Origin of the sequence: Novosphingobium resinovorum (assembly GCF_001742225.1) — a bacterium.
In the GTDB taxonomy this organism is placed as follows: domain Bacteria; phylum Pseudomonadota; class Alphaproteobacteria; order Sphingomonadales; family Sphingomonadaceae; genus Novosphingobium; species Novosphingobium resinovorum_A.
This window is the reverse complement of the sequence record NZ_CP017076.1, coordinates 417,135-436,971: the sequence shown is the minus strand read 5'-3', so window position 1 is coordinate 436,971 and position 19,837 is coordinate 417,135. Positions and strand designations below refer to the sequence as shown.

Sequence of the window (19,837 nt, the reverse complement as noted above, 5' to 3'; positions counted from 1 at the left end):
CACTGACTTGGCTTGAAAAGCCGCACATTTGGCGGATTTACGTTGACTACACAGATTTTTGTATACTAAAAATGCCGCCGTAACCGTGTCGATTCGACGGTTCATCGGGAGCTTGCGCAATGGCGGCGAATGCTGCGCTGGAAGACAATTACGCCGTGGCGTTTGGCGGAAAGGCCGGCTTCGGGCGCTTCCCGGCGCTGGTTCTGATCGATTTCGTCGAAGCCTACTTCGCGCCAGACAGTCCGCTTTACGCTGGAGTCGAGGACGCATTGACATCGGCGCTGCGCGTGCGTGAAGCCGCGCGGGCAGCGGGCGTGCCTGTGATCCTGACCAACGTGACGTACCACCCCGGCGGTATCGACGGTGGCCGCTTCTTCGAGAAGGTCCCGGCGCTCGAGGCTTTCATCGCCGGCAACCCGATGGGCGCATGGCCCAAGGGGCTGGAACCGCAAGCGGACGAGATCGTGCTGACCAAGCAGTACCCCAGCGCCTTCTTCGGAACTTCGCTTGCCGCGACGCTGACCGCGCGGGGCATCGACCAGGTGATCCTCGGCGGCCTGTCCACCAGCGGCTGCGTGCGCGCGACTTGCGTGGATGCCATGTCGCACGGCTTCCGCACCGCTGTCGTCGCCGACGCCTGCGGCGATCGCCATCCCGAGCCGCACAAGGCCAACCTCTTCGACATGAACGCGAAATATGCAGACGTCGTCTCGGAAGAGGCGATCATCACCTATCTGTCCGAACTGGAGACCATTCGATGACCGCGATCGAGATCGTCGAAGTTGCCCCGCGCGACGGCTTGCAGAACGAGAAAGTCCTCGTCTCGCTGGAAGACAAGGCCGAACTGATCCGCCGCCTGATCGACTGCGGCGCCCGCCGGATCGAGGTCGGCAGCTTCGTGAACCCCAAGAAGGTGCCGCAGATGGCGGGCACTGACGAACTCCTCGCCATGCTGCCGCGCCGGGGCGACCTGACGTACGTGGGCCTCGTCATGAACATGCGCGGGCTGGAGCGCGGTCTCGCCGCCGGTATCGACGAAGCGGGCGCGGTCTGCGTCTCGACCGACGGTTTCGCGATGCGCAACCAGGGCCAGACCAGCGACGAATCCATCGGTGTCGCGTCCGAAATCGTGCTCGCCGCCAAGGCAGCGGGCAAGAGCGGTCAGGTGACCATCGGCGCCGCGTTCGGCTGCCCCTTCGAAGGCGAAGTGCCCGCCGAACGCGTCGTCGCCATGGCCCGCAAGCTCGCCGAAGTGGCCCCGCGCGAGATTGCGCTGGCCGACACCATCGGCGTCGCCGTGCCCGCCCAGGTATCGCGCCTTGTAACCCAGGTGCGCGAGGCGATCGGCGGCATTCCCGTCCGCGTCCACCTCCACAACACGCGCAACACCGGCATCGCCAATGCCTGGGCCGCGATCGAGGCGGGGGCGACCACGCTCGACGCCGCGCTCGGCGGGATCGGCGGCTGCCCCTTCGCGCCCAACGCCACCGGCAACATCGCCACCGAGGACCTGCTCTACATGCTGGATCGCTCGGACGTGGCGACCGGCTACGACCTTGCCGCCGCGATCGGCCACGCCAAGTGGCTGGAAACTGTCATGAACAAGCCCCTTCCCGCAATGGTGAGCCGTGCCGGCTCGTTCCCGCAGACCATCGAACAGAAAGCCTGACCGCCATGGACACCCCTAACACCGGCGCCTTGACCGACATCCGCGTGGTCGAACTCGGCCAGCTCATCGCCGGGCCGTTCTGCGGCCAGTTGCTGGGCGACATGGGCGCCGAAGTCATCAAGGTCGAACCGCCGCAGATCGACGGGAAAGGCGGCGGCGACCCCATGCGCAACTGGGGCCACGGCGACGCCAAGCTGTGGTGGGAAGTGGTCGCGCGCAACAAGAAGTCGGTCAGCGCCAACTTGCGCGTGCCCCAAGGTCAGGAGATCGTGCGCAAGCTCGTCGCCCATGCCGACATCCTGATCGAGAACTTCAAGCCCGGCACCATGGAAAAGTGGGGCCTCGGCCCGGACGTGCTGCATGAGATCAACCCGCGCCTGATCATCGTGCGCGTTTCGGGCTACGGCCAGACCGGGCCTTATTCCTCGCGCGCGGGCTTCGGCGGCATCGGCGAGGCCATGGGCGGATGGCGCTACATCGTCGGCGATCCCGACCGCGCGCCGAGCCGCATGGGCGTCTCCATCGGTGACAGCCTTGCCGCGACTTACGGCTGCATGGGCGCGCTGGCCGCGCTCCACGCCCGCGAGCGCACCGGCAAGGGCCAGGTGGTGGACAGCGCACTCTACGAGGCGGTGCTGCAGGTCATGGAAAGCCTGGTGCCCGAGTACATGGTTTCCGACCATGTCCGCAAGCGTACCGGCTCGATCCTTGAAGGTATCGCGCCGTCGAACGTCTATCCCACCAGCGACGGCGAGTACCTGATCGGCGCCAATCAGGACGCGATCTTCAAGCGGCTCTGCCAGGCCATGGGCCGCCCCGAAATCGGCACCGATGAGCGCTATGCGACCCACGTGGCACGCGGCGAGCGCCAGACCGAGCTGGACGATCTCATCGCCGAGTGGACGCGCACGCTGACGGTGGACGAACTGGAGGAGAAGATGATCGAATTCTCGATCCCCGCCGGCAAGATCTACCGGGCGCCGGAGATGCTATCCGACCCGCACTTCGCCGCGCGCGAGGCGCTGATCGACGTCGAGCATCCGCAGTGGGGTTCGTTCAAGATGCAGAACGCCTTCCCCAAGCTGTCGGCGACGCCGTCTTCCGTGCGCCGCCGCGCTCCGCTGGAAATCGGGCAGGACAATGCCGAAATCTACGGCGACCTGCTGGGCATGAGCGAGGACGAAATCGCGGCGCTGAAGGCCGGCGCGGCGATCTGATCACTATCCTCCCCGTTCCGCAGGAATGGGGAGGGAGACCGCCCGCGCAGCGGGTGGTGGAGGGGGATAACCCCTCCGGCAGCCCTGCAGGCTGCCACCTCCCCATCGCTGCGCGACAGGGAGGATAAGGGGGCAATCACCCCTCCGCAGGCTCCAGCCTGGCGTGAAGCGCGCGGCGGATATGCGCCGTCATCAGCGCTTCGGCCCAATCGGGATCGCGCTGGCCGAGTGCGGTGGTGATCTCGACGTGCTCGCGGTAGCTGCGCAGGAGTTGCTCGCGGCTGTAGGCACGCACCGTCTGCTGGACGACCGGCTGCAGCACCAGCTTGCCGAGCAGCGCGGCGAGGCGGTCGGAGGCCGCCGTCTCCAGGATCAGCGCGTGAAAGCGGGCATTGGCGGCAAGGTAGGCAGGCAGGTCGAAATCGAGCGCCTCGATCACCGTACGCATGGCCTCGTTCGCGGCGTTCAGACCAGCGATGACGCTTGTGTTTGTCCGGCTGGCGGCACGGCGGACGGCGTAGGCTTCAAGCATGCCGCGAAGGACGAAGACCTCCTCGAGATCGTCGTTGTTCCATTCGGCCACGAAGGAGCGCTGGCTGTCGGTGCGGCGCACGAAAAGCTCGGCCTCAAGTTGTCGGATCGCGGCGCGGACGGGGGTGCGCGAGACGCCGCAGAGCGCCGCCAGCTCCTCTTCCTTGAGCTGCGTGCCGGGGGGGAGTTCGCCCGAGAGAATGCGGCTGCGCAACTCTTCATAAGCCTGATCGCTGGCTTTCGACACCTCGAACCTTCCTGCATTCGGCGGCACCCAGAGGGGGGCTAACGGCACCCAAAGGGGGGCATGGCGCAACCGGGCAGTCCGGAAAGGACCGCTTCAAAGCGCCATGCCCCCCTTGCAATGATACGCCAGCCGGGCCGTGCGTGAAAGCTCTTTGTATACTAAACTACCAGCGCCCTCCCAGCGCGCGGAACAGATCGACTTGCGCGAAGGCCACCTCGCGTTTTGCGGCTGCGGAATCCGCTTCGGCGCTGGCAAGGGTGCGCTGGGCGTCGAGGACATTGAGGGCATCGATCTGACCCCGGCTCTGGCGGGCGAGGCTGACGTTGGCTGCGCGGTTCGCCGCATCGCGCGAGGCGGCGAGGCGTTCCTGCCGGAGCAGGGCGTTGCGGTAGGCGGACAATGCGGTTTCCGTTTCGCCCAGCGCCGTCAGCACGGTGCCGTCGAAGGTGGCGAGATCGGCCTTGGCGTCGGCCTTGCTTTCGTTGATGCGGGCGCGGATCGCTTCCTGGTTGGGGAAGGCCCACGAAATCAGTGGGCCCAGCAGCCAGCGCAGCGGGCCGCCGCCGAACACGTCGGTCGCGCCGACCGTCGTGGTGCCGATCGAGCCGCCCAGCGTGATGCGCGGGTAGAGGTCCGCCGTCGCCACGCCGATGCGCGCGGTGTCGGCGGCAAGGCGGCGCTCGGCGGCCTTCACGTCGGGGCGGCGGGCGAGGAGCGTGGCGCCGTCACCGACCGGGATGGGGGTGGCGACATTGGGGGTGGTGTCGCGGGCAATGACGCTGTCGGGCAGGTCCTGCGGGGTGCGGCCGGTCAGCACGGCGATGCGGAACAGGGCGGCGTCGCGGCGGGCCTGCAAGGTCGGGATGGCGGCCGCCTGTGCCTCGCGCAGTTGGGTGACGCGGATGACGTCGAGCTTCTGGTTGAGGCCGCGTTCGAAGCGGGCGTTGGTGATGCGTTCCGAGCGGGCGAGCAGGTCCACGGTGCGCTGGGCGACGTCGATCTGTTCGTTGGCGCTGGTGGCATCGACATAGGCGCGCACGGTATCGGCGACCACGGTGACGCGCACCGCGTCGGCGTCCTCCTGCGCGGCGGCGAGGTCCGCGCGCGAGGCTTCGATACCGCGCTTGACGCGGCCGAACAGGTCCACCTCGTAGTTCACCGAGAGCCCGCCATCGACGCGGCGGCCTTCGCGGTCGTAGCCGGGGAGCACCTGGCTTTCCGACACGCGGCCGTACGTGCCGGTGGCGCTGAGGTCGGTGGAGGGCAGGCGGTCGGCGCGCGATCCCCGCAAGGTGGCGCGGGCCTTCTCGATGCGGGCGACGGCGACGCGGATGTCGGTGTTGGCGGCGAGCGCGTCGGTGACGAGGGCATCGAGCGCCGGGTCGTTGTAGAGCTTCCACCAGGTGTCGTCGGGCGCGGCAGTGGTGACGTCCGCGCTCTGCACGCCGACGAATGGGGCCTCGGCCGAAGCGGGCGGGGTGGGGGCCACATGGTCCGGCCCGACGGCGCAGGCAGAAAGGGCGGTGGCGGAGAGGAGGGCCGCTAAAGTCTGCTTCATCATCGGATATGTCCTGTGTCGATGAAATCGTGAGGTGGGCGCCGGGGCTTCGACAAGCTCAGCCTGAGCGGGTTGGGGGGATTCCGCGAAGCCTTAGGCGAGGGGATTGGGATAAGCCCAACCCCGCTCGCCCTGAGCTTGTCGAAGGGCCTCGGCGCCGCCCTTGCGTTACTCAGCCGGAACCGCGTGGAGGTCCGCATGGTGCGGGCGCGGACGGCGGCGCAGCTTTTCCGCCAGACCCCGGCACACCACGTAGAACGTCGGCGTGAACAGCAGCCCGAAGCCGGTGACGCCGGTCATGCCGAAGAACACCGCCGTGCCCAGCGCCTGCCGCAGTTCGGCACCGGCGCCCTGCGCGATCACCAGCGGGACTGCGCCCAGGATGAACGCGAAGCTGGTCATCAGGATCGGACGCAGGCGGGTCTGCGCGGCGTAGACGGCCGCCTCGACGATGCCCATGCCCTGTTCCTCTTCGGCCTGCTTGGCGAATTCGACCACGAGGATCGCGTTCTTGGCCGCCAGCGCGATCAGCACGACGAGGCCGATCTGGGTGAGGATGTTGTTGTCCATGCCCCGCAGGTTCACGCCCGCCATGGCCGCGAAGAGGCACATCGGTACGATCAGCACGATCGCCAGCGGCAGAGTCAGGCTTTCATACTGCGCGGCCAGCACGAGGAAGACGAAGACCACGGCCATGCCGAAGACGATCGCCGCCGTGTTGCCCGCCGTCACCTGCTGGTAGGCGATGCCGGTCCACTCGAAGCTGTAGCCCGAAGGGAGCGTCTCGTTCGCGACCTTCTCCATGGTGGAGAGGGCTTGTCCGGTCGAGAAGCCCGGCGCCACGCTGCCGTCGACTTCCACGGCGGGGTGCAGGTTGTAGCGCACCACGCGGTAGGGGCCGGTCTTGTCCTGGAAGGTGGCGACCGAACCGATCGGCACCATCGCGCCGGAGTTCGAGCGGGTCTTCAGGTTGGCAAGGTCGGCGATCGAGCCGCGGCTGCCCTGATCCGCCTGCGCGGTGACGCGGAAGGTGCGGCCGAGCAGGTTGAAGTCGTTCACGTAAGCCGAGCCGAGGTAGACCTGCAGCGTCTCGAACACGCGCTCCGGCGGAATGCCGAGCATGTCGGCCTTGCGGCGGTCAATGTCGGTGAAGACGCGCGGGGTGTCCTGGTTGAACAGGGTGTAGACCTGGCTCAAGTCCTTCTGCTGGTTGGCCTTGCCGATCACGCCGCCCGCCGCCTTGGCAAGCTCGCCGTAGCCGCGACCTTCGTTGTCCTCCACGATCATGCGGTAGCCGCCCGGGGGGACGATGCCGTTGATGGTCGGCGGCGGAATGACGAGGACCATGGCCTTGTCGTAGCCCTTGAGCGCTTCCTGCGCCTGCGCCATGATTTCCGGGCCGGTCACGCCCAGTTCCTTGCGCTCCTCGAAGCTCTTGAACGGGAAGTAGATCGCGGCCGAATCCGGCGATGCGGTGCGCGAGGGGCCGTGGAAGCCGGCGAACATCACCGCGCCGCGAATGCCCTTGATCGGCAGGAGACGCTTGGCGATGTCCTTGGTCACCTCGTCCGTGCGCTCCAGCGAGGAGCCCGAGGGCAGGAACGCGGCGGCAAGGAAGTAGCCCTGGTCCTGCTGCGGGATGAAGCCGGTCGGCGTCGCCCAGAACAGGCCCACGGTTCCGGCGATGAGGGCGGCATAAGTCGCCATCATGCGCGTGGGGGCCTTGACCAGACGCAGGGTGAGGCGGGCGTAGCTGGCGCTCATGCGGTCGAAGCCGTGGTTGAACTTGTCCGCACCCGACTGGAGCGCGCGGCGCCAGCGCGGGGCTGCGGGTCCGACCCGCTCCTTGTGCTTGAGCAGCAGCGCGGCCATCGCGGGCGAGAGCGTCAGCGAGAGCACCAGCGAGATGACCGTGGCGGTCGAGATCGTCACTGCGAACTGCTTGTAGAACTGGCCCGAGATGCCGGTGATGAACAGCGTCGGCACGAACACCGCGCAGAGCACCAGCACGATCGCGACCAGCGCGCCGGACACTTCGTCCATCGAGCGGCGGGCGGCTTCGAGCGGGGTCAGGCCCTCCTCGATGTAGCGCTCCACGTTCTCGACCACGACGATCGCGTCGTCGACGACGATGCCGATGGCGAGCACGAGGCCGAACAGCGAGAGGTTGTTGAGCGAATAGCCCACCGCCATCAGCATGATCGCGGTGCCGACCAGCGAGACCGGGATCGCGAGGATCGGAATGATCGCCGCGCGCCAGTTCTGCAGGAACACGAGGATGACGAGGACGACGAGGATCACCGCCTCGAACAGCGTGTGGTACACCGCGTCGATCGACTGGCCGATGAACTCGGTGGGGTTGTAGATGACCGAGTATTCAAGTCCCTTGGGGAACTTGGCCTGCATGGCGTCCATCTCGGAACGCACCAGCTTGGCGGTTTCGAGCGCGTTGGAGCCGGGGCGCTGCATCACCGCCATGACGACGGTGGGATTGCCCGAAAGGTAGGTGTTGGTGGTGTAGTCCTGCGCGCCCAGTTCCACGCGGGCGACGTCGCGCACGCGGACCTGATGGCCGTCCGCATCGGTGCGCACGATGATGTCGGCGAACTGCTGCGGCTCGGTCAGGCGGCCCTGCGCCTCGATGCCGATCTGGTAGGCGTTGCCCTTGTCGAACGGGGGCGCGCCGATGCTGCCTGCGGAAATCTGCACGTTCTGCGCGCGCAGGGCGGCGACGATCTCGCCCGCCGTCAGGTTGAGCTGCGCGGCGCGGCCCGGATCGATCCAGATGCGCATGCCGTAATCGCGCGCGCCGAAGGTCTGGACGTCGCCGACGCCGTCGAGACGGGCGAGGCGGTCCTTCACTTGCGTGAGCGCATAGTTGGAGATGTAGTCGCGATCATACGTGCCGTCGGGCGACTGCAGGTTGACCACCATCAGGAAGTCCGGGCTGGCCTTCTTGGTGACCACGCCCATCGAGCGCACCGCGTCGGGAAGACGCGGCTCGGCGATGGCGACGCGGTTCTGCACCAGCACCTGCGCGGCATCAAGGTCGGTGCCGATCTTGAAGGTGACGGTGATCGTCACCTTGCCGTCGCCGGTCGACTGCGAATCCATGTAGAGCATGTTGTCGACGCCGTTGATCTCCTGCTCGATCGGAGCGGCGACGGTGTCGGCGACGGTCTCGGCCGAGGCGCCGGGATACTGCGCGTTGACCGTGACGGTGGGCGGAACGATGTCCGGGTACTGGCTCACCGGCAGGCCGATGAACGCGATGGCGCCGACGATGGTGATGATCACCGCGACGACGCCCGCGAAGATCGGACGGTCGATGAAGAAGCGGGAAAGTCGCATTGGGAGTGCCCCTGATGGGCGCGCGTCAGTCCGGGCTGCGGGCGGTGTGCCTGCAACTTGGGAAGCCGGGCGCGCCGGTTGGCGCGAAAGTCGGGTAAGCGGAGCCCCGGCGCCCTTTGCTGGGGACGCATGGGTTCCGCGCAAAAACTCCCGTCATCCCCGCGAAGGCGGGGACCCATCTGATGCCCGTTCGACAGGCACCGGCAGGAGATGGGTTCCCGCCTTCGCGGGAATGACGGGTCTGTTACTGTGCAGTCATCAGTTGAACGTCGCCTGCGCCGCCGCCGGCTCGGCCGGCGCCGGAGCGCTTTCGACCTTGCCGCGCTCGATCCGGCCCACCTTGGTGGTCACCTTGGTGCCCGGGATCGCCGCTTGGTAGTTCGAGACGATCACCGAATCGCCCGCATCCAGCCCGGAGCGGATCACGCGCAGGTCGTCCACCAGCGGCCCGACCTCGACCGGCTTGGCGGCGACGGTGCCGTCCTTGCCGACGACCATCACCACCTTGCGGGTCTGGTCCGAACGCACGGCGGCGTCGGGAACCAGCGTCGCCTTGACGGTTCCGCCATTGGCGAGGCGCATGTTGCCGAACATGCCAGGCGTCAGGAAGCCGTCCTTGTTGTCGAGGCTGGCGCGGATGCGGATGGTGCCGGAGCTGGGGTTCAACCCGTTGTCGGTGAAGTCCAGCTTGCCCTTCCAGCGATAGGCGGCTTCGTCCTGAAGACGCACCTCCACGTCGGAAGTGGCGCCCTTGGCCTTGTCGCGCTGCGCCTTGAGGAACAGCGATTCAGAGGCGTCGAAGGTGAAGTAGATCGGGCTGACGGCGTTGATCGTGGTCAGCAGCGTGGCGTTCGCCCCGGCATCGCCCGAGACGAGGTTGCCCGCGTCCACCCGGCGATCCGACACGCGGCCCGAGATCGGCGCGCGCACGGTGGCGAATTCCACATCGAGGCTGCGCGAACGCACCCGCGCCTGAGCCGCCGCAAGAGCAGCCTCGGCGGCACGGACGCGCGAGCGCAGGTTGTCGACTTCGCTGGCGGCCATCGCCTCGTCCCCGGTCAGACCGGCGACGCGGGCATAGTCCGAACGGGCGAGCGCGAGGGTGGCGCTGGCCGAAGCCGCATCCGCCCGCGCTTCGGCGAGCGAGGCGGCGTAAGGGCGCGGATCGACCACGAACAGCGCCTGTCCGGCCTGCACGTAGTCACCGTCCCTGAACAGCACCTGGGTAATGGCGCCCGAGACGCGCGGACGCACTTCGACCGTCTTGCTGGGGGCGAAGCGGCCGACATAGTCGTCCCACTCGGTGACGTCCTTCACCAGCGGATGGGCCACCTGCACCAGTGCGGGCGGGGGTAGGGCAGCGGCGGGTTCGGTGCCGCCGATGAACTTCCAGCCAAGCCCGGCGACCGCGACGAGCGCCAGCGCGCCGATGGCGATCTGGGCACGTCGTGATCCGGTGCGCTGCTCGGTGGTCTGTTCGCCGGAAGCGTATTCGGAGGGGATTTCGAGTTTGGTCGCGACTGTCACGTGGCGATGCTCCGGAAGGGGGCGCGGGTGCGCCCGATGGTGTCGATGACGGCGCCGATCTTGGCCTCGGACCAGCCTGCTGCGCGGGCTTCCTTCAGCGCCGAGACCGGCAGGGTGTAACCATGGTGCCAGGCGCGCACGGCCAGACGGCGCAGCGCTTCGAGGCGTTCGTTCGCCAGCGTGGGCGAAGGCGGCGTGGGGCCAAGGACGAAGCGCAGGAACCAGCCGCGCTTGCGCGCCGGTTTCAGCGACTGCATCCCGTCGGTCCGCGCAAGAGCGAGGATGCGCCGCTCGGTAAGGGTCAGCGTCTCGCTGGCGGTGTTGGCCGAAGGGGCCAGCGAGATGGGCAGCGCCTGCAGCGCTGCATCGGAGAAGTCGATGAAGGCCATATCCGTGCTCCTGCGTAAGTAGGGCGAGTTCAGGTGTGCCCCGGCACGCACCCCGGGACAGGGGGGAAGGGTGCGCGCCGGAGCGGCTTCCGGCTTGGGGCAGCCGGAAGGGTGCGGGTAAGGCTCTCCCGTCGCCGGACACGCGAATGTCCAGTCGTCGGCACGAGCCGGATGTGTGTCATCGAGCCGCTTCCCGGGAGGGAGTGCAGCTGTCAGGCGGCCGGTCGGGACCGGTCGGTGATGGGAATACCCGAGGCCGGGGGGAGGCGATTCGGGCGGTTCATTTCTATACCAAGCGGTATATATTCAGGTCCGGGTCACGTCAAGCAGGTTTCTGTACCGACCGGTAAATTAGGACTCTGAAGAGGGTTTCAAGAGGCTGAACGCCCGTTGAACGAATTTTTTCCGCAAGTGCGAAGGCCCACCTCGCTGCGACTACGCCCTGCGGGCCAAGTCTCGCGACCCTCCCGCATGCGGGAGGGTGAAATGGTGCGCTATACTTCTCCCCTCCCGCTTGCGGGAGGGGTTGGGTTGGTTCAGCGCCCCGGCCACATCGCCAGGAACGTATCCGCAGTACCCTGCAGCTCTTCCGGCCCGGCGCCGCCCTGTGCCTTGACCGAAAGGCCCTGCAGCACCGTGGTGAGGCAGCCCGCGAGCTTGGCGGGGCAGACGCTGTCGGGCAGGTCGCCCTCATCGCGAGCCTGTTCGAAGCGCTTGATGACGGCGGCTTCCGAAGAGGCGCGGCGCTTGATCACGTCGGCGCGGATCGAGTCCGCCTCAGGCGTGCAGGCCACGGTGCTGATCACGCCGAGGCAGCCGTGAGGGTCCTTCTCGCCGCAATGAGTCGCCAGTGCGCCGGTCAGCAGCCGCTCGGCCACGCCGCGCGCGGTCGGCGCTTCGAGCGCCTTCCCCATGTAGGCCAGCTTGTCGCGCTCGTAGAGGTCGAGCGTCTTCTTGAAGAGCGCTTCCTTGTTGCCGAAGCAGGCATAGAGGCTGGGCTTGGTGATGCCCATGGCCTCGGTCAGCTCCGCCATCGAGGCGCCTTCGTAGCCGCGCGTCCAGAACACCCGAAGCGCGGCTGCAAGAGCCTCGTCGGGGTCGAATTCGCGGGGACGGCCCCGGGCGGCTGGGGGCACCGCAGTTGGTGCTGAGCATTTCATACCGGGCGGTATATAGGTTGGGGGTCGGGCAGAGTCCAGTGTGACGGGACTGTCATTTTGGGTAGCCTTCAAGGTCATGGTTGAAGGCGCGGTAACCGATAAAAGCTGTCGTCACCCTGAATTCCATGCGCCGGGATGCCGGGGCAAGTTCGTGTGCTGCATAACCTCAGTCATTCCCGCGAAGGCGGGAACTCATCTCCTGACGCTTCATGTCGCACCGTCATCAGTTGGGTCCCCGCCTTCGCGGGGATGACTGAAATGGTTTGGCTTCAATACGTTCCACTCACCCCGGAAGCATTGTGCCCGTATCGATGAACCGCTGGTGCCACGACAGCGCCTCGCTCGGCAGCGACGGCGCGTGTCGGCCATAGCTGCCGTGGTAGGCGCGGTCGTAATAGTCGCGCAGCGCGTCGCGGTACATCGGGTGCGCGCAGTTCTCGATCACCAGCGCGGCGCGCTTGCGCGGGGTCAGGCCGCGCATGTCGGCAAGGCCCTGCTCGGTGACCAGCACCGCCACGTCCTGCATGATGTGATCGACATGCGCCGCCTGCGGCACGATCGCGGAAATCGCGCCGCCCTTCGCCGTGGAGGGCGTCATGAAGATCGAGACATAGGCATTGCGCGCGAAGTCGCCCGAGCCGCCGATGCCGTTCTGGATACGGCTGCCCATCACGCACGTCGAATTGACGTTGCCGTAGATGTCCGCCTCGATCAGCCCGTTCATTGCGATGCAGCCGAGGCGCCGGATCAGTTCGGGGTGGTTGGAGATTTCTTGCGGGCGCAGGATCATCCGGCTGGCATAGCGCGCCATCTCGGCATTGATCCGCTCGGCCGCCTCGGGGCTGAGCGAGAACGCCGTGGCGGAGGCCACACGTAGTTTGCCCGCGTCGATGAGGTCCAGCATGCCGTCCTGGATCACCTCGGTGTAGGCCGTCAGATCGTCGAACGGGCCATTGACGAGGCCGGTCAGCACGGCGTTGGCGATGTTGCCGACACCCGACTGCAGCGGTAGCAGCGATGCGGGCAGGCGGCCCTTCGCCACCTCATGGCTGAGGAACTCGATGATGTGGTCGGCGATCTTCAGGGCGCTGGCATCGGGCGCGGTGAACGGCAGGTTGCGGTCGGGCGCGTCGGTCTCGACGATGGCGACGATCTTGGCGGGATCGCACTGCAGCGTGGCCTGGCCGATCCGGTCGTCGGGGCGGACCAGCGGGATCGGCACGCGGGCAGGGGGCAGCGCGGTGCCGTAATAGATGTCGTGCATCCCCTCCAGCGCCGGGTTCTGCCACGCGTTGACCTCGAGGATCACCTTGTCGGCACGGTCGAGCCAGGTCTTGTTGTTCCCCACCGAGGACGAGGGAACCAACGAGCCGTCCGGCCGGATCGCGGTCACTTCCACCACCGCGACGTCGAGGGGGCCAAGGAACCCCTGCCACGCCATCGGCGCCACTTGCGACAGATGCATGTCGAGGTAGTCCATCTCGCCCTTGTTGATCCGTTCGCGCGCGATCGGGTCGGAGTTGTAGGGCAGGCGCAGTTCGATGCCATCGGCCTTGGCCAGCGCGCCGTCGAGTTCCGGGCCGGTCGAGGCGCCGGTCCAGACCTTCACCCGCATCGGGCGACCGGCGGCGTGCTCGTCCTCGATCCGCGCGGCCAGCGCCATCGGCACCGCCTTGGGATAGCCGGAGCCGGTGAAGCCGCTCATGCCCACGGTCTGGCCGTGATGGATAAGCGCGGCGGCGTCGGCTGCGGACATGACCTTGGAACGCAGGTCGGCGCGGGCGATACGATCTGTCATGGGATGCCTCTCAATCTCGGTGACCTTCTGGGGGCCGCCGCTCCCATTCGATCCGTGCGTGTGTGAAGACAATATATCAAATATGCACACCACTTGTGCTATATACGTTCAGATGAGTGACCTGATCCGATCCTTGCGGCTATTCGTGCGCCTGAACGAAGAGGGCAGTTTCTCGGCGCTGGGCCGCCGCCAGAACCTCAGCCATACCACGATTGCGCGGGCGATCAGTGATCTGGAACAACATTTCGGCGTGCGCCTGTTTCAGCGCACCACGCGCAGCCAGGCGCTGACGGCGGATGGGGAGCGACTGCTGGAGCACGCGGTGGCGATTCTCGATCAGGTAGGGCTGGCCGAAGCGGACCTCGTGGGAGCGGTGGCGGCGCGCGGACTGGTGCGCGTGGGCGTAACGACGGCGCTCGGCTTCCATTACGCGCAGCGGCTCGGAAGCATCGCGGCGCAGCATCCCGATTTGATGATCGAACTGCTCGTCGCCGACTGGCGCGATGCGGCAGACCACGGTGGTCTGGACCTGTGGCTTTGGGTAGGAGACGGGAGAAACGCCGCCGGAAGCACGCTGCTAGGGCAGCTTCCGCGCGTGCTGGTCGCCGCGCCGGACTATGTCAAGCGTCATGGTGTGCCTGTGACGGCCGGTGAACTGAAGCAGCATCAGTGCCTGACATATGGCTACGCGGCGCGGCCGGCGCCATGGTCGATCGACGGCCGCGAACTCGAGGTGTCGGGTTTTCTGCGCGCCAATTCCAGCGAGGCAGTACTGCGCGCGACGCGAGGGGGACTTGGCATCGGGCTGTTGCCGCGCATCCAGGTCCAGGAAGACATCGAGCGTGGCCTCCTGAAGCAGATCATGCCTGATGCGGATATTCCGTCCATCCCGGTGATGCTCGCCAACGGCTTTCGCGGCATGCGCATGCCGATGCGTGCGCGTGTAGTGATGGACTTCCTTGAGACGGATTTTCCAATCTGACGCATGCCTCAAGAAGAAAGCATTCTGGTCCTTCAATGCGCTTTAAGTTGATAATGTATCTTATGTAAAATAACGAATGACTGATCGGAGGCTGGTCATCAGCCGACCCTCAAGCCGGACCTGCAGTAGATGGGATCGAGTTGGTCGAGCACGGCAAGCTCCTTGCAGGAATTGCATCCGTTATAGACCTCGAGAGCGCACCAAACTTTTCCCTAAGCCTCTAAAGCATTTGGTTCCCGGATATTTCCCTCGAAATCGGAGGGGAACGCAATTGGCGAATCCCGGCGCGTGATTATTCCCTAGCCTGTACGGAGCGCCAGCATGCTCTGCGCGGGAGGTGCACAATGCCCGTTGAGGCCAAGATCTCGTCCGACCTGTCCGGCGTGCGCATCGCCCCTGTCCAAGCCGTGGAAGGTTCGGTTTCGGTCGCCCCTGGCAGCAGCATCGCCCTGAACGTGGCACCCGAAGCGGTGACCGGCTTCAGCCGCGAAGGCACGGACCTCCTGGTGCACCTGCGAACCGGCGAAACCGTGAGAATCGCGAACTTCTACGTCGATCCATCCCGGTTCTCGCAACTGATGCTGGTCGAGGAAGATCACCTCGTGGCCGCGGACGTAGCGCAACTATCCGGCAGCAGCCTTGCCACGCCTGCCTACGTCCCGATGGATGTCATTGCCGGATTTGCCGCTCCGCCTGCGACCGAAGCCGCCGGCATGGTCGCCGGAGCGGCGTCCGGCGCCGGTCTGGGCGCGGGCGTGATCGTTCCGCTTGCGGTGCTCGGTGGCGGCGGACTCATCGCGGTCGCGGCAGGCGGCGGTGGGGGCAATCGCGGCGGCAACGATACGCCGACGACACCTCCCGACACGACCGCGCCGGCCGCACCGAGCAATCTCGTCGTTTCGGCAGCCGGAGACCGCCTCACGGGGCGCGCGGAGGCCGGAGCTACGGTGCTGGTCGATACCGATGGCGACGGAACGGCGAACTACACGTCGATCGTCGGTGCCGACGGCGCTTTCACGGTTGTCCTGGCACCGGCACTCGTCAATGCGGAGCCGATCAGCGTCACTGTCCGCGATGCCGCCGGAAATGTCGGTCCGGCGGCGGGCACGAACGCGCCTGATCTCACTCCGCCCGAGAACGCCACGCAACTCGGTGTCGCGGCGGACGGCACCGGAATCACAGGCACCGGCGAACCCGGAGCGACCGTCACCATCGACATCGATGGTGACGGCGAGCCCGACTACACGGCGACGATCGCCGCCGATGGAACATTTTCGGTCCTCTTCGCTGCTCCCGTCGACAATGGGCAGCCGATCACGGTCAGGGTCACCGACGCGGCGGGCAACATGAGTGACGCGGCGACCGTCCGGGCGCCCGACCTGACTCCTCCACCGGCCACTGCCCCCACCATCGCCCCCAGCAACGGTACCGCGTTGACCGGCACCGCCGGAAGCGGCATCGCGGTTATGCTCACGGATGCCGCAGGGCATACGGTCGGTCAGGCTACGATCGCGGCAGACGGAACATGGTCATTCACTCCGCAACCGCCGCTGACCAATGGGACTGTGATCCGCGTCGCAGCGGTGAACCTGGAGGGGCAGGCTGGCCCGGCGGCCAGCATAACCATCGACTCCCTCGCTCCCGACGCTCCGACCCTTTCACCAAGCAACGGCACCGAGATCGGCGGTAAGGCCGAAGCCGGAACCACCATCTTGGTCACCGATGGCAGCGGTACGCCGCTTGGGCAGGCAATCACCGGCATTGACGGGGCTTGGTCGATGACGCCCGCCAATCCGGTTCCCGATGGCACGATACTGATCGCGATTGCGCGCGATGCCGCAGGCAACAGCAGCCCTCCAACCAGCACCGCCGTCGATGCGATGGCGCCCCCGGCCCCGACATTGGCGCCGCCCAATGCGACGACGGTGTCCGGCACTGCGGAGCCCGGGGCAACTCTGATCCTGTCCGACGGCAACGGCGATCCGATCGGAGAGACGAGCGCCGATAGCGACGGGAACTGGACTTTCACGCCGTCGCCGCCGCTGGCAGATGGAAGCACCGTCGTGGTGGCTGCGCGCGATGCGGCGGGCAATGTCGGTCCTTCGACCAGCGCTGCGGTCGATGCCACTGCGCCTGCGGCTCCCGACATTGCCCCATCCAAAGGTGACGTGATTTCCGGCACCGGCGAGTTGGGCGCAACGGTGGTCCTCACCGACGGCAGCGGCAATTCCCTCGGCCAGACGGTCGTAGGCACAGGTGGAACCTGGACCTTCACGCCGGGATCTCCGCTGCCCGACGGCACCAGCGTCAATGCCGTGGCTCGCGATGCGGCCGGCAACGAAAGTGCTTCCGATAGTATCGTCATCGATGCCGTTTCTCCCGCAGCACCCGAAATCGCACCGACCAACGGCACGGTGATATCCGGCACCTCCGAGCCCGGAGCCCTCATCCTGCTCACCGCCGGCAATGGCGATCCCATCGGCCAGACGCTCGCCGAGGCAGACGGGAACTGGAGCTTCGTTCCCGGCCCCCCCTTGGCGGACGGCACGGGAGTCAGCGCCACCGCCCAGGATGCCGCGGGAAATGCCAGCCCCGCATCTACCACGACGGTCGACGCGATCGCTCCAGACGCGCCGAGCATAGATTCCACCGACGGCAATGCGCTCACCGGCACGGCTGAGCCTAATACGGTTGTCACCCTGACCGATGGCGACGGCAATCCGATCGGAGACACGAGTGCCGATGGCGGCGGAAACTGGAGCTTTACGCCCGGCGCTCGGCTATCGGACGGCACTGTCGTGACCGCCACGGCACGAGATGCGGCAGGCAACGTCAGTCCCGCATCGACTACGACGGTGGACTCCACTGCCCCAGCCGACCCCACGATCGATCCCACCAACGGCTCGCTCGTCACCGGCACGGCGGAACCGAATTCGACCGTGGTGCTGATGGACGGGACGGGCAATACATTTGCCGCCTTCTCGCCGCAGGCGAGTCCGGGCGGCTTCACGGTATTCGCAGCCTCGTCTGCGGTTCCCGATTATGGCTTGCCGCTTGGACAGGTTACGACGGATCCGCAGGGCAACTGGACGTTCACCCCCCTGCTCCCCTTGCCCGATGGCACGGTGGTCATCGCGGTATCGGTCGACGCCGCAGGCAATGTAAGCGGACCGGTCAGCACCACCGTGGACGGCGTGCCACCGGCGATTCCGACCATCGACCCGACGACCGGTGCGCTGCTGGAGGGCAATGCCGAACCGGGGGTGACGCTCCTGCTCAGCGATTCGCTGGGCAATCCGATCGGAGAAACGACCGCGGACGACAATGGCGACTGGACTTTCGTACCCACCCTCGCCTTGCCGCACGATACCGTCGTGGAGGTCGTCGCCGTCGATGCGGCCGGTAACACCAGCCTTCCGGCCAGCACGGTGGTCGATGCCGTTGCGCCCGTCGCACCGATCATCGCCGCGAGCAGCGGCGACGTCCTTACCGGGACGGCCGAACCCGGTACGACCATCATCCTGACGGACGGGCTGGGTATCCCGCTGGGCGAGGCCATCGTCGATCAAAACGGCGGCTGGATCTTCACGCCATCCACGCCCCTTCCCGATTCCACGGTGGTCGAGGCATTCGCCATCGATGCCGCAGGCAATATCAGCCCGGTATCCACCGTCACGATCGATGCGACCGCTCCTGACAGCCCTGTCCTGACGCTGGTTTCGGGCGGTGAACTTCTGCTCATATCAGCGGAACCAGGCGTTACCGTTCGGGTCGTGATCGATGGGGAAACGGCCAATCCAATACAAGTCACGGTCGATGGCAACGGTAACTTCAGCCTCCCGTTGCTCACCCCGTTGATCGCCAACGAGACCGTGAGCGCCATTGCCATCGACGCCGCGGGAAACCAGAGTTTGCCCACGGTCCTGATCGCCCCCGACATCGCGCCCTTGACGATAGCCGTGGTCGAGGCGGACGACGGCTACATCAACGCGAACGAGGCGGCAGACGGCATCCAGGTCGAAGTCACGCTCAGACCGACGATGCAGGCCGGGCAGCAGATCACGGCCGCGCTGAACGGCCAGGGCGGATATCAGGCGCAAGCCACCCATGTCCTGTCGGTGGGCGACATACTGGCCGGGGTCGTCGTCCTCACGATCGCGCCCGCAGGTGGTTTTCCCGAGGGAGCATCATCCGTATCGGCCAGCATCGGCGGAGGAGATGGGGCATCGCCCGTCAACTTCGTGATAGACACGAGCCCCCCCGCAACGCCCGTCCTGTCGCTGTTGGCCAGCGCTCTGACCATATCCGGCGAGCCCGGCTCGCAGTTGACGGTCACGGCGACCGTGGGCGGATTGACAACCAATACCGTGGTCACAGCCGACAACAGCGGCCTGGCTTCGCTCAACCTGTTGACGGACCTTGGCATTCGGCTCGACTGGGCGCAGTTGCTCGACGCTCGGATCTCCGTCACCAGCGAAGATCCGGCCGGCAACACGAGCAGCGTGGCGACGATCGATGTCGCGCCCAACATCGAAGCGCCGCCGACTATCGGAGGCTTCGGTCTGGCCGTCAGCCTCAACCCGCTCAACCCCCAATTCGGCATAAGCGGTACGACCGAGCCCAACTCCACGGTGGTGATCCGGGTCGTCACTCCGGTGCTCAACGTTGAATTGCTGCCCCTTACCGCCGATGGCAGCGGCCATTTCACGCTCAATCTCCTGAGCCCGGCCATCCTGACCCAGTTGGGCCTGAACGTTACGGACATCCTCAATCTTGGCTCCCAGATATCGTTGGGAATGGTGGCCACCGATCCGCAAGGGCATGAGAGCGCGATCTACGGCTTGTCCCTCAGTCCCAATGGCCTGTCCCTGAACCTGGGACAAATCGATGTGAACGGCTCGCTGGCGGACGACATCATATCGGGCACAACCGGGGCGGAGCACATCAACGGCAACAGCGGGAACGATCTCGTCCTGAACGTCGGCGCAGGCGATCACGTGCTGACCGGTCCGGGGCACGACACCGTCGAAGTGCTGGCCACCAACTTCTCCACCATCGACGGCGGTGCCGGGTTCGATACGATCCTGCTCGGGAACGGCATCGATCTCGATTACGGAGCGCCGGGGGTCGGCACGCTGTCGAACATCGAGCGCATCGATCTCGGCACGGGCGACAGCGGTAGCGTGTTGACCCTGACGGCGTCGGAAGTCAGCGCAATCACCGATGCGGGACACACCCTGCAGATAACCGGTGAGTCCAACGACGTGCTGAACATCACCGGTGCCGTCGACACCGGATCGACGCAGACGCTCGATGGCCTCGTATACGACGTCTATACATTCGGGGTGAGCACCATTCTGGTCGAGGACAACACAGTCCAGGTCGTCGTGTGAGGGCAGCGGGGGGAG

At 66.4% G+C, this 19,837-nt stretch carries 12 protein-coding genes and 1 pseudogene; 6 read left to right on the top strand and 7 right to left on the bottom strand.

Going from position 1 to position 19,837, the window contains the following annotated elements; genetic code table 11:
* Positions 1-119 precede the first annotated feature (119 nt).
* Genes BES08_RS19555 through BES08_RS19545 form a run of 3 tightly spaced genes read left to right on the top strand, consistent with a single transcriptional unit; the run spans position 120 to position 2,886 of the window.
* Positions 120-761 (top strand): isochorismatase family protein, encoded by a 642-nt coding sequence (locus BES08_RS19555; RefSeq protein ID WP_008832413.1) that lies wholly within the window; start codon positions 120-122, stop codon positions 759-761.
* Positions 758-1,669, top strand: a complete 912-nt coding sequence (locus BES08_RS19550) for a hydroxymethylglutaryl-CoA lyase (protein ID WP_008832412.1) — start codon at positions 758-760, stop codon at positions 1,667-1,669. Before BES08_RS19555 ends, BES08_RS19550 begins: the two co-directional genes overlap by 4 nt.
* A gap of 5 nt (positions 1,670-1,674) precedes the next feature.
* Complete coding sequence (locus BES08_RS19545; RefSeq protein ID WP_008832411.1) at positions 1,675-2,886, top strand: CaiB/BaiF CoA transferase family protein; 1,212 nt, start codon at positions 1,675-1,677, stop codon at positions 2,884-2,886.
* 136 nt (positions 2,887-3,022) lie between these two features.
* Here the strand turns inward: BES08_RS19545 and BES08_RS19540 are convergent, their stop codons facing one another.
* The 7 genes from BES08_RS19540 to BES08_RS19510 all read right to left on the bottom strand — a co-directional run bounded on the left by BES08_RS19540 (position 3,023) and on the right by BES08_RS19510 (position 13,447).
* Complete coding sequence (locus BES08_RS19540; protein ID WP_069709377.1) at positions 3,023-3,664, bottom strand: GntR family transcriptional regulator; 642 nt, start codon at positions 3,662-3,664, stop codon at positions 3,023-3,025.
* 163 nt (positions 3,665-3,827) lie between these two features.
* Positions 3,828-5,225 carry an efflux transporter outer membrane subunit gene (locus tag BES08_RS19535; RefSeq protein ID WP_069709376.1) on the bottom strand — a complete coding sequence of 466 codons (1,398 nt, stop codon included), beginning with the start codon at positions 5,223-5,225 and terminating at the stop codon, positions 3,828-3,830.
* 165 nt (positions 5,226-5,390) lie between these two features.
* On the bottom strand, positions 5,391-8,573 hold the full coding sequence (locus BES08_RS19530) for an efflux RND transporter permease subunit (protein ID WP_069709375.1): 3,183 nt from the start codon (positions 8,571-8,573) through the stop codon (positions 5,391-5,393).
* A 258-nt stretch (positions 8,574-8,831) separates the two neighbouring features.
* Positions 8,832-10,100, bottom strand: coding sequence for an efflux RND transporter periplasmic adaptor subunit (locus tag BES08_RS19525; protein WP_008832407.1), 1,269 nt, complete (start codon positions 10,098-10,100; stop codon positions 8,832-8,834).
* The gene (locus BES08_RS19520; protein WP_069709374.1) at positions 10,097-10,489 is read right to left on the bottom strand and encodes a hypothetical protein; all 393 of its coding nucleotides are present in this window, start codon (positions 10,487-10,489) and stop codon (positions 10,097-10,099) included. Before BES08_RS19520 ends, BES08_RS19525 begins: the two co-directional genes overlap by 4 nt.
* Positions 10,490-11,025: 536 nt before the next feature.
* Entirely contained in the window at positions 11,026-11,649 is a 624-nt protein-coding gene (locus BES08_RS19515) for a TetR/AcrR family transcriptional regulator (protein WP_036525008.1), read from the bottom strand.
* A gap of 283 nt (positions 11,650-11,932) precedes the next feature.
* Positions 11,933-13,447: a succinyl-CoA:acetate CoA-transferase ScpC gene (locus BES08_RS19510; protein ID WP_008832404.1), complete on the bottom strand. Its 1,515-nt coding sequence runs from the start codon at positions 13,445-13,447 to the stop codon at positions 11,933-11,935.
* A 112-nt stretch (positions 13,448-13,559) separates the two neighbouring features.
* Between BES08_RS19510 and BES08_RS19505 the strand changes: the two genes are divergently transcribed.
* The 3 genes and pseudogenes from BES08_RS19505 to BES08_RS19500 all read left to right on the top strand — a co-directional run bounded on the left by BES08_RS19505 (position 13,560) and on the right by BES08_RS19500 (position 19,822).
* On the top strand, positions 13,560-14,429 hold the full coding sequence (locus BES08_RS19505; RefSeq protein ID WP_036525011.1) for a LysR family transcriptional regulator: 870 nt from the start codon (positions 13,560-13,562) through the stop codon (positions 14,427-14,429).
* A gap of 344 nt (positions 14,430-14,773) precedes the next feature.
* A pseudogene (locus tag BES08_RS34735) lies at positions 14,774-16,045 on the top strand (Ig-like domain-containing protein); the annotation flags it as partial.
* On the top strand, positions 16,019-19,822 hold the full coding sequence (locus BES08_RS19500; RefSeq protein ID WP_477529341.1) for an Ig-like domain-containing protein: 3,804 nt from the start codon (positions 16,019-16,021) through the stop codon (positions 19,820-19,822). The pseudogene BES08_RS34735 and the gene BES08_RS19500, both read left to right, overlap by 27 nt.
* The last annotated feature ends 15 nt before the right edge of the window (positions 19,823-19,837 follow it).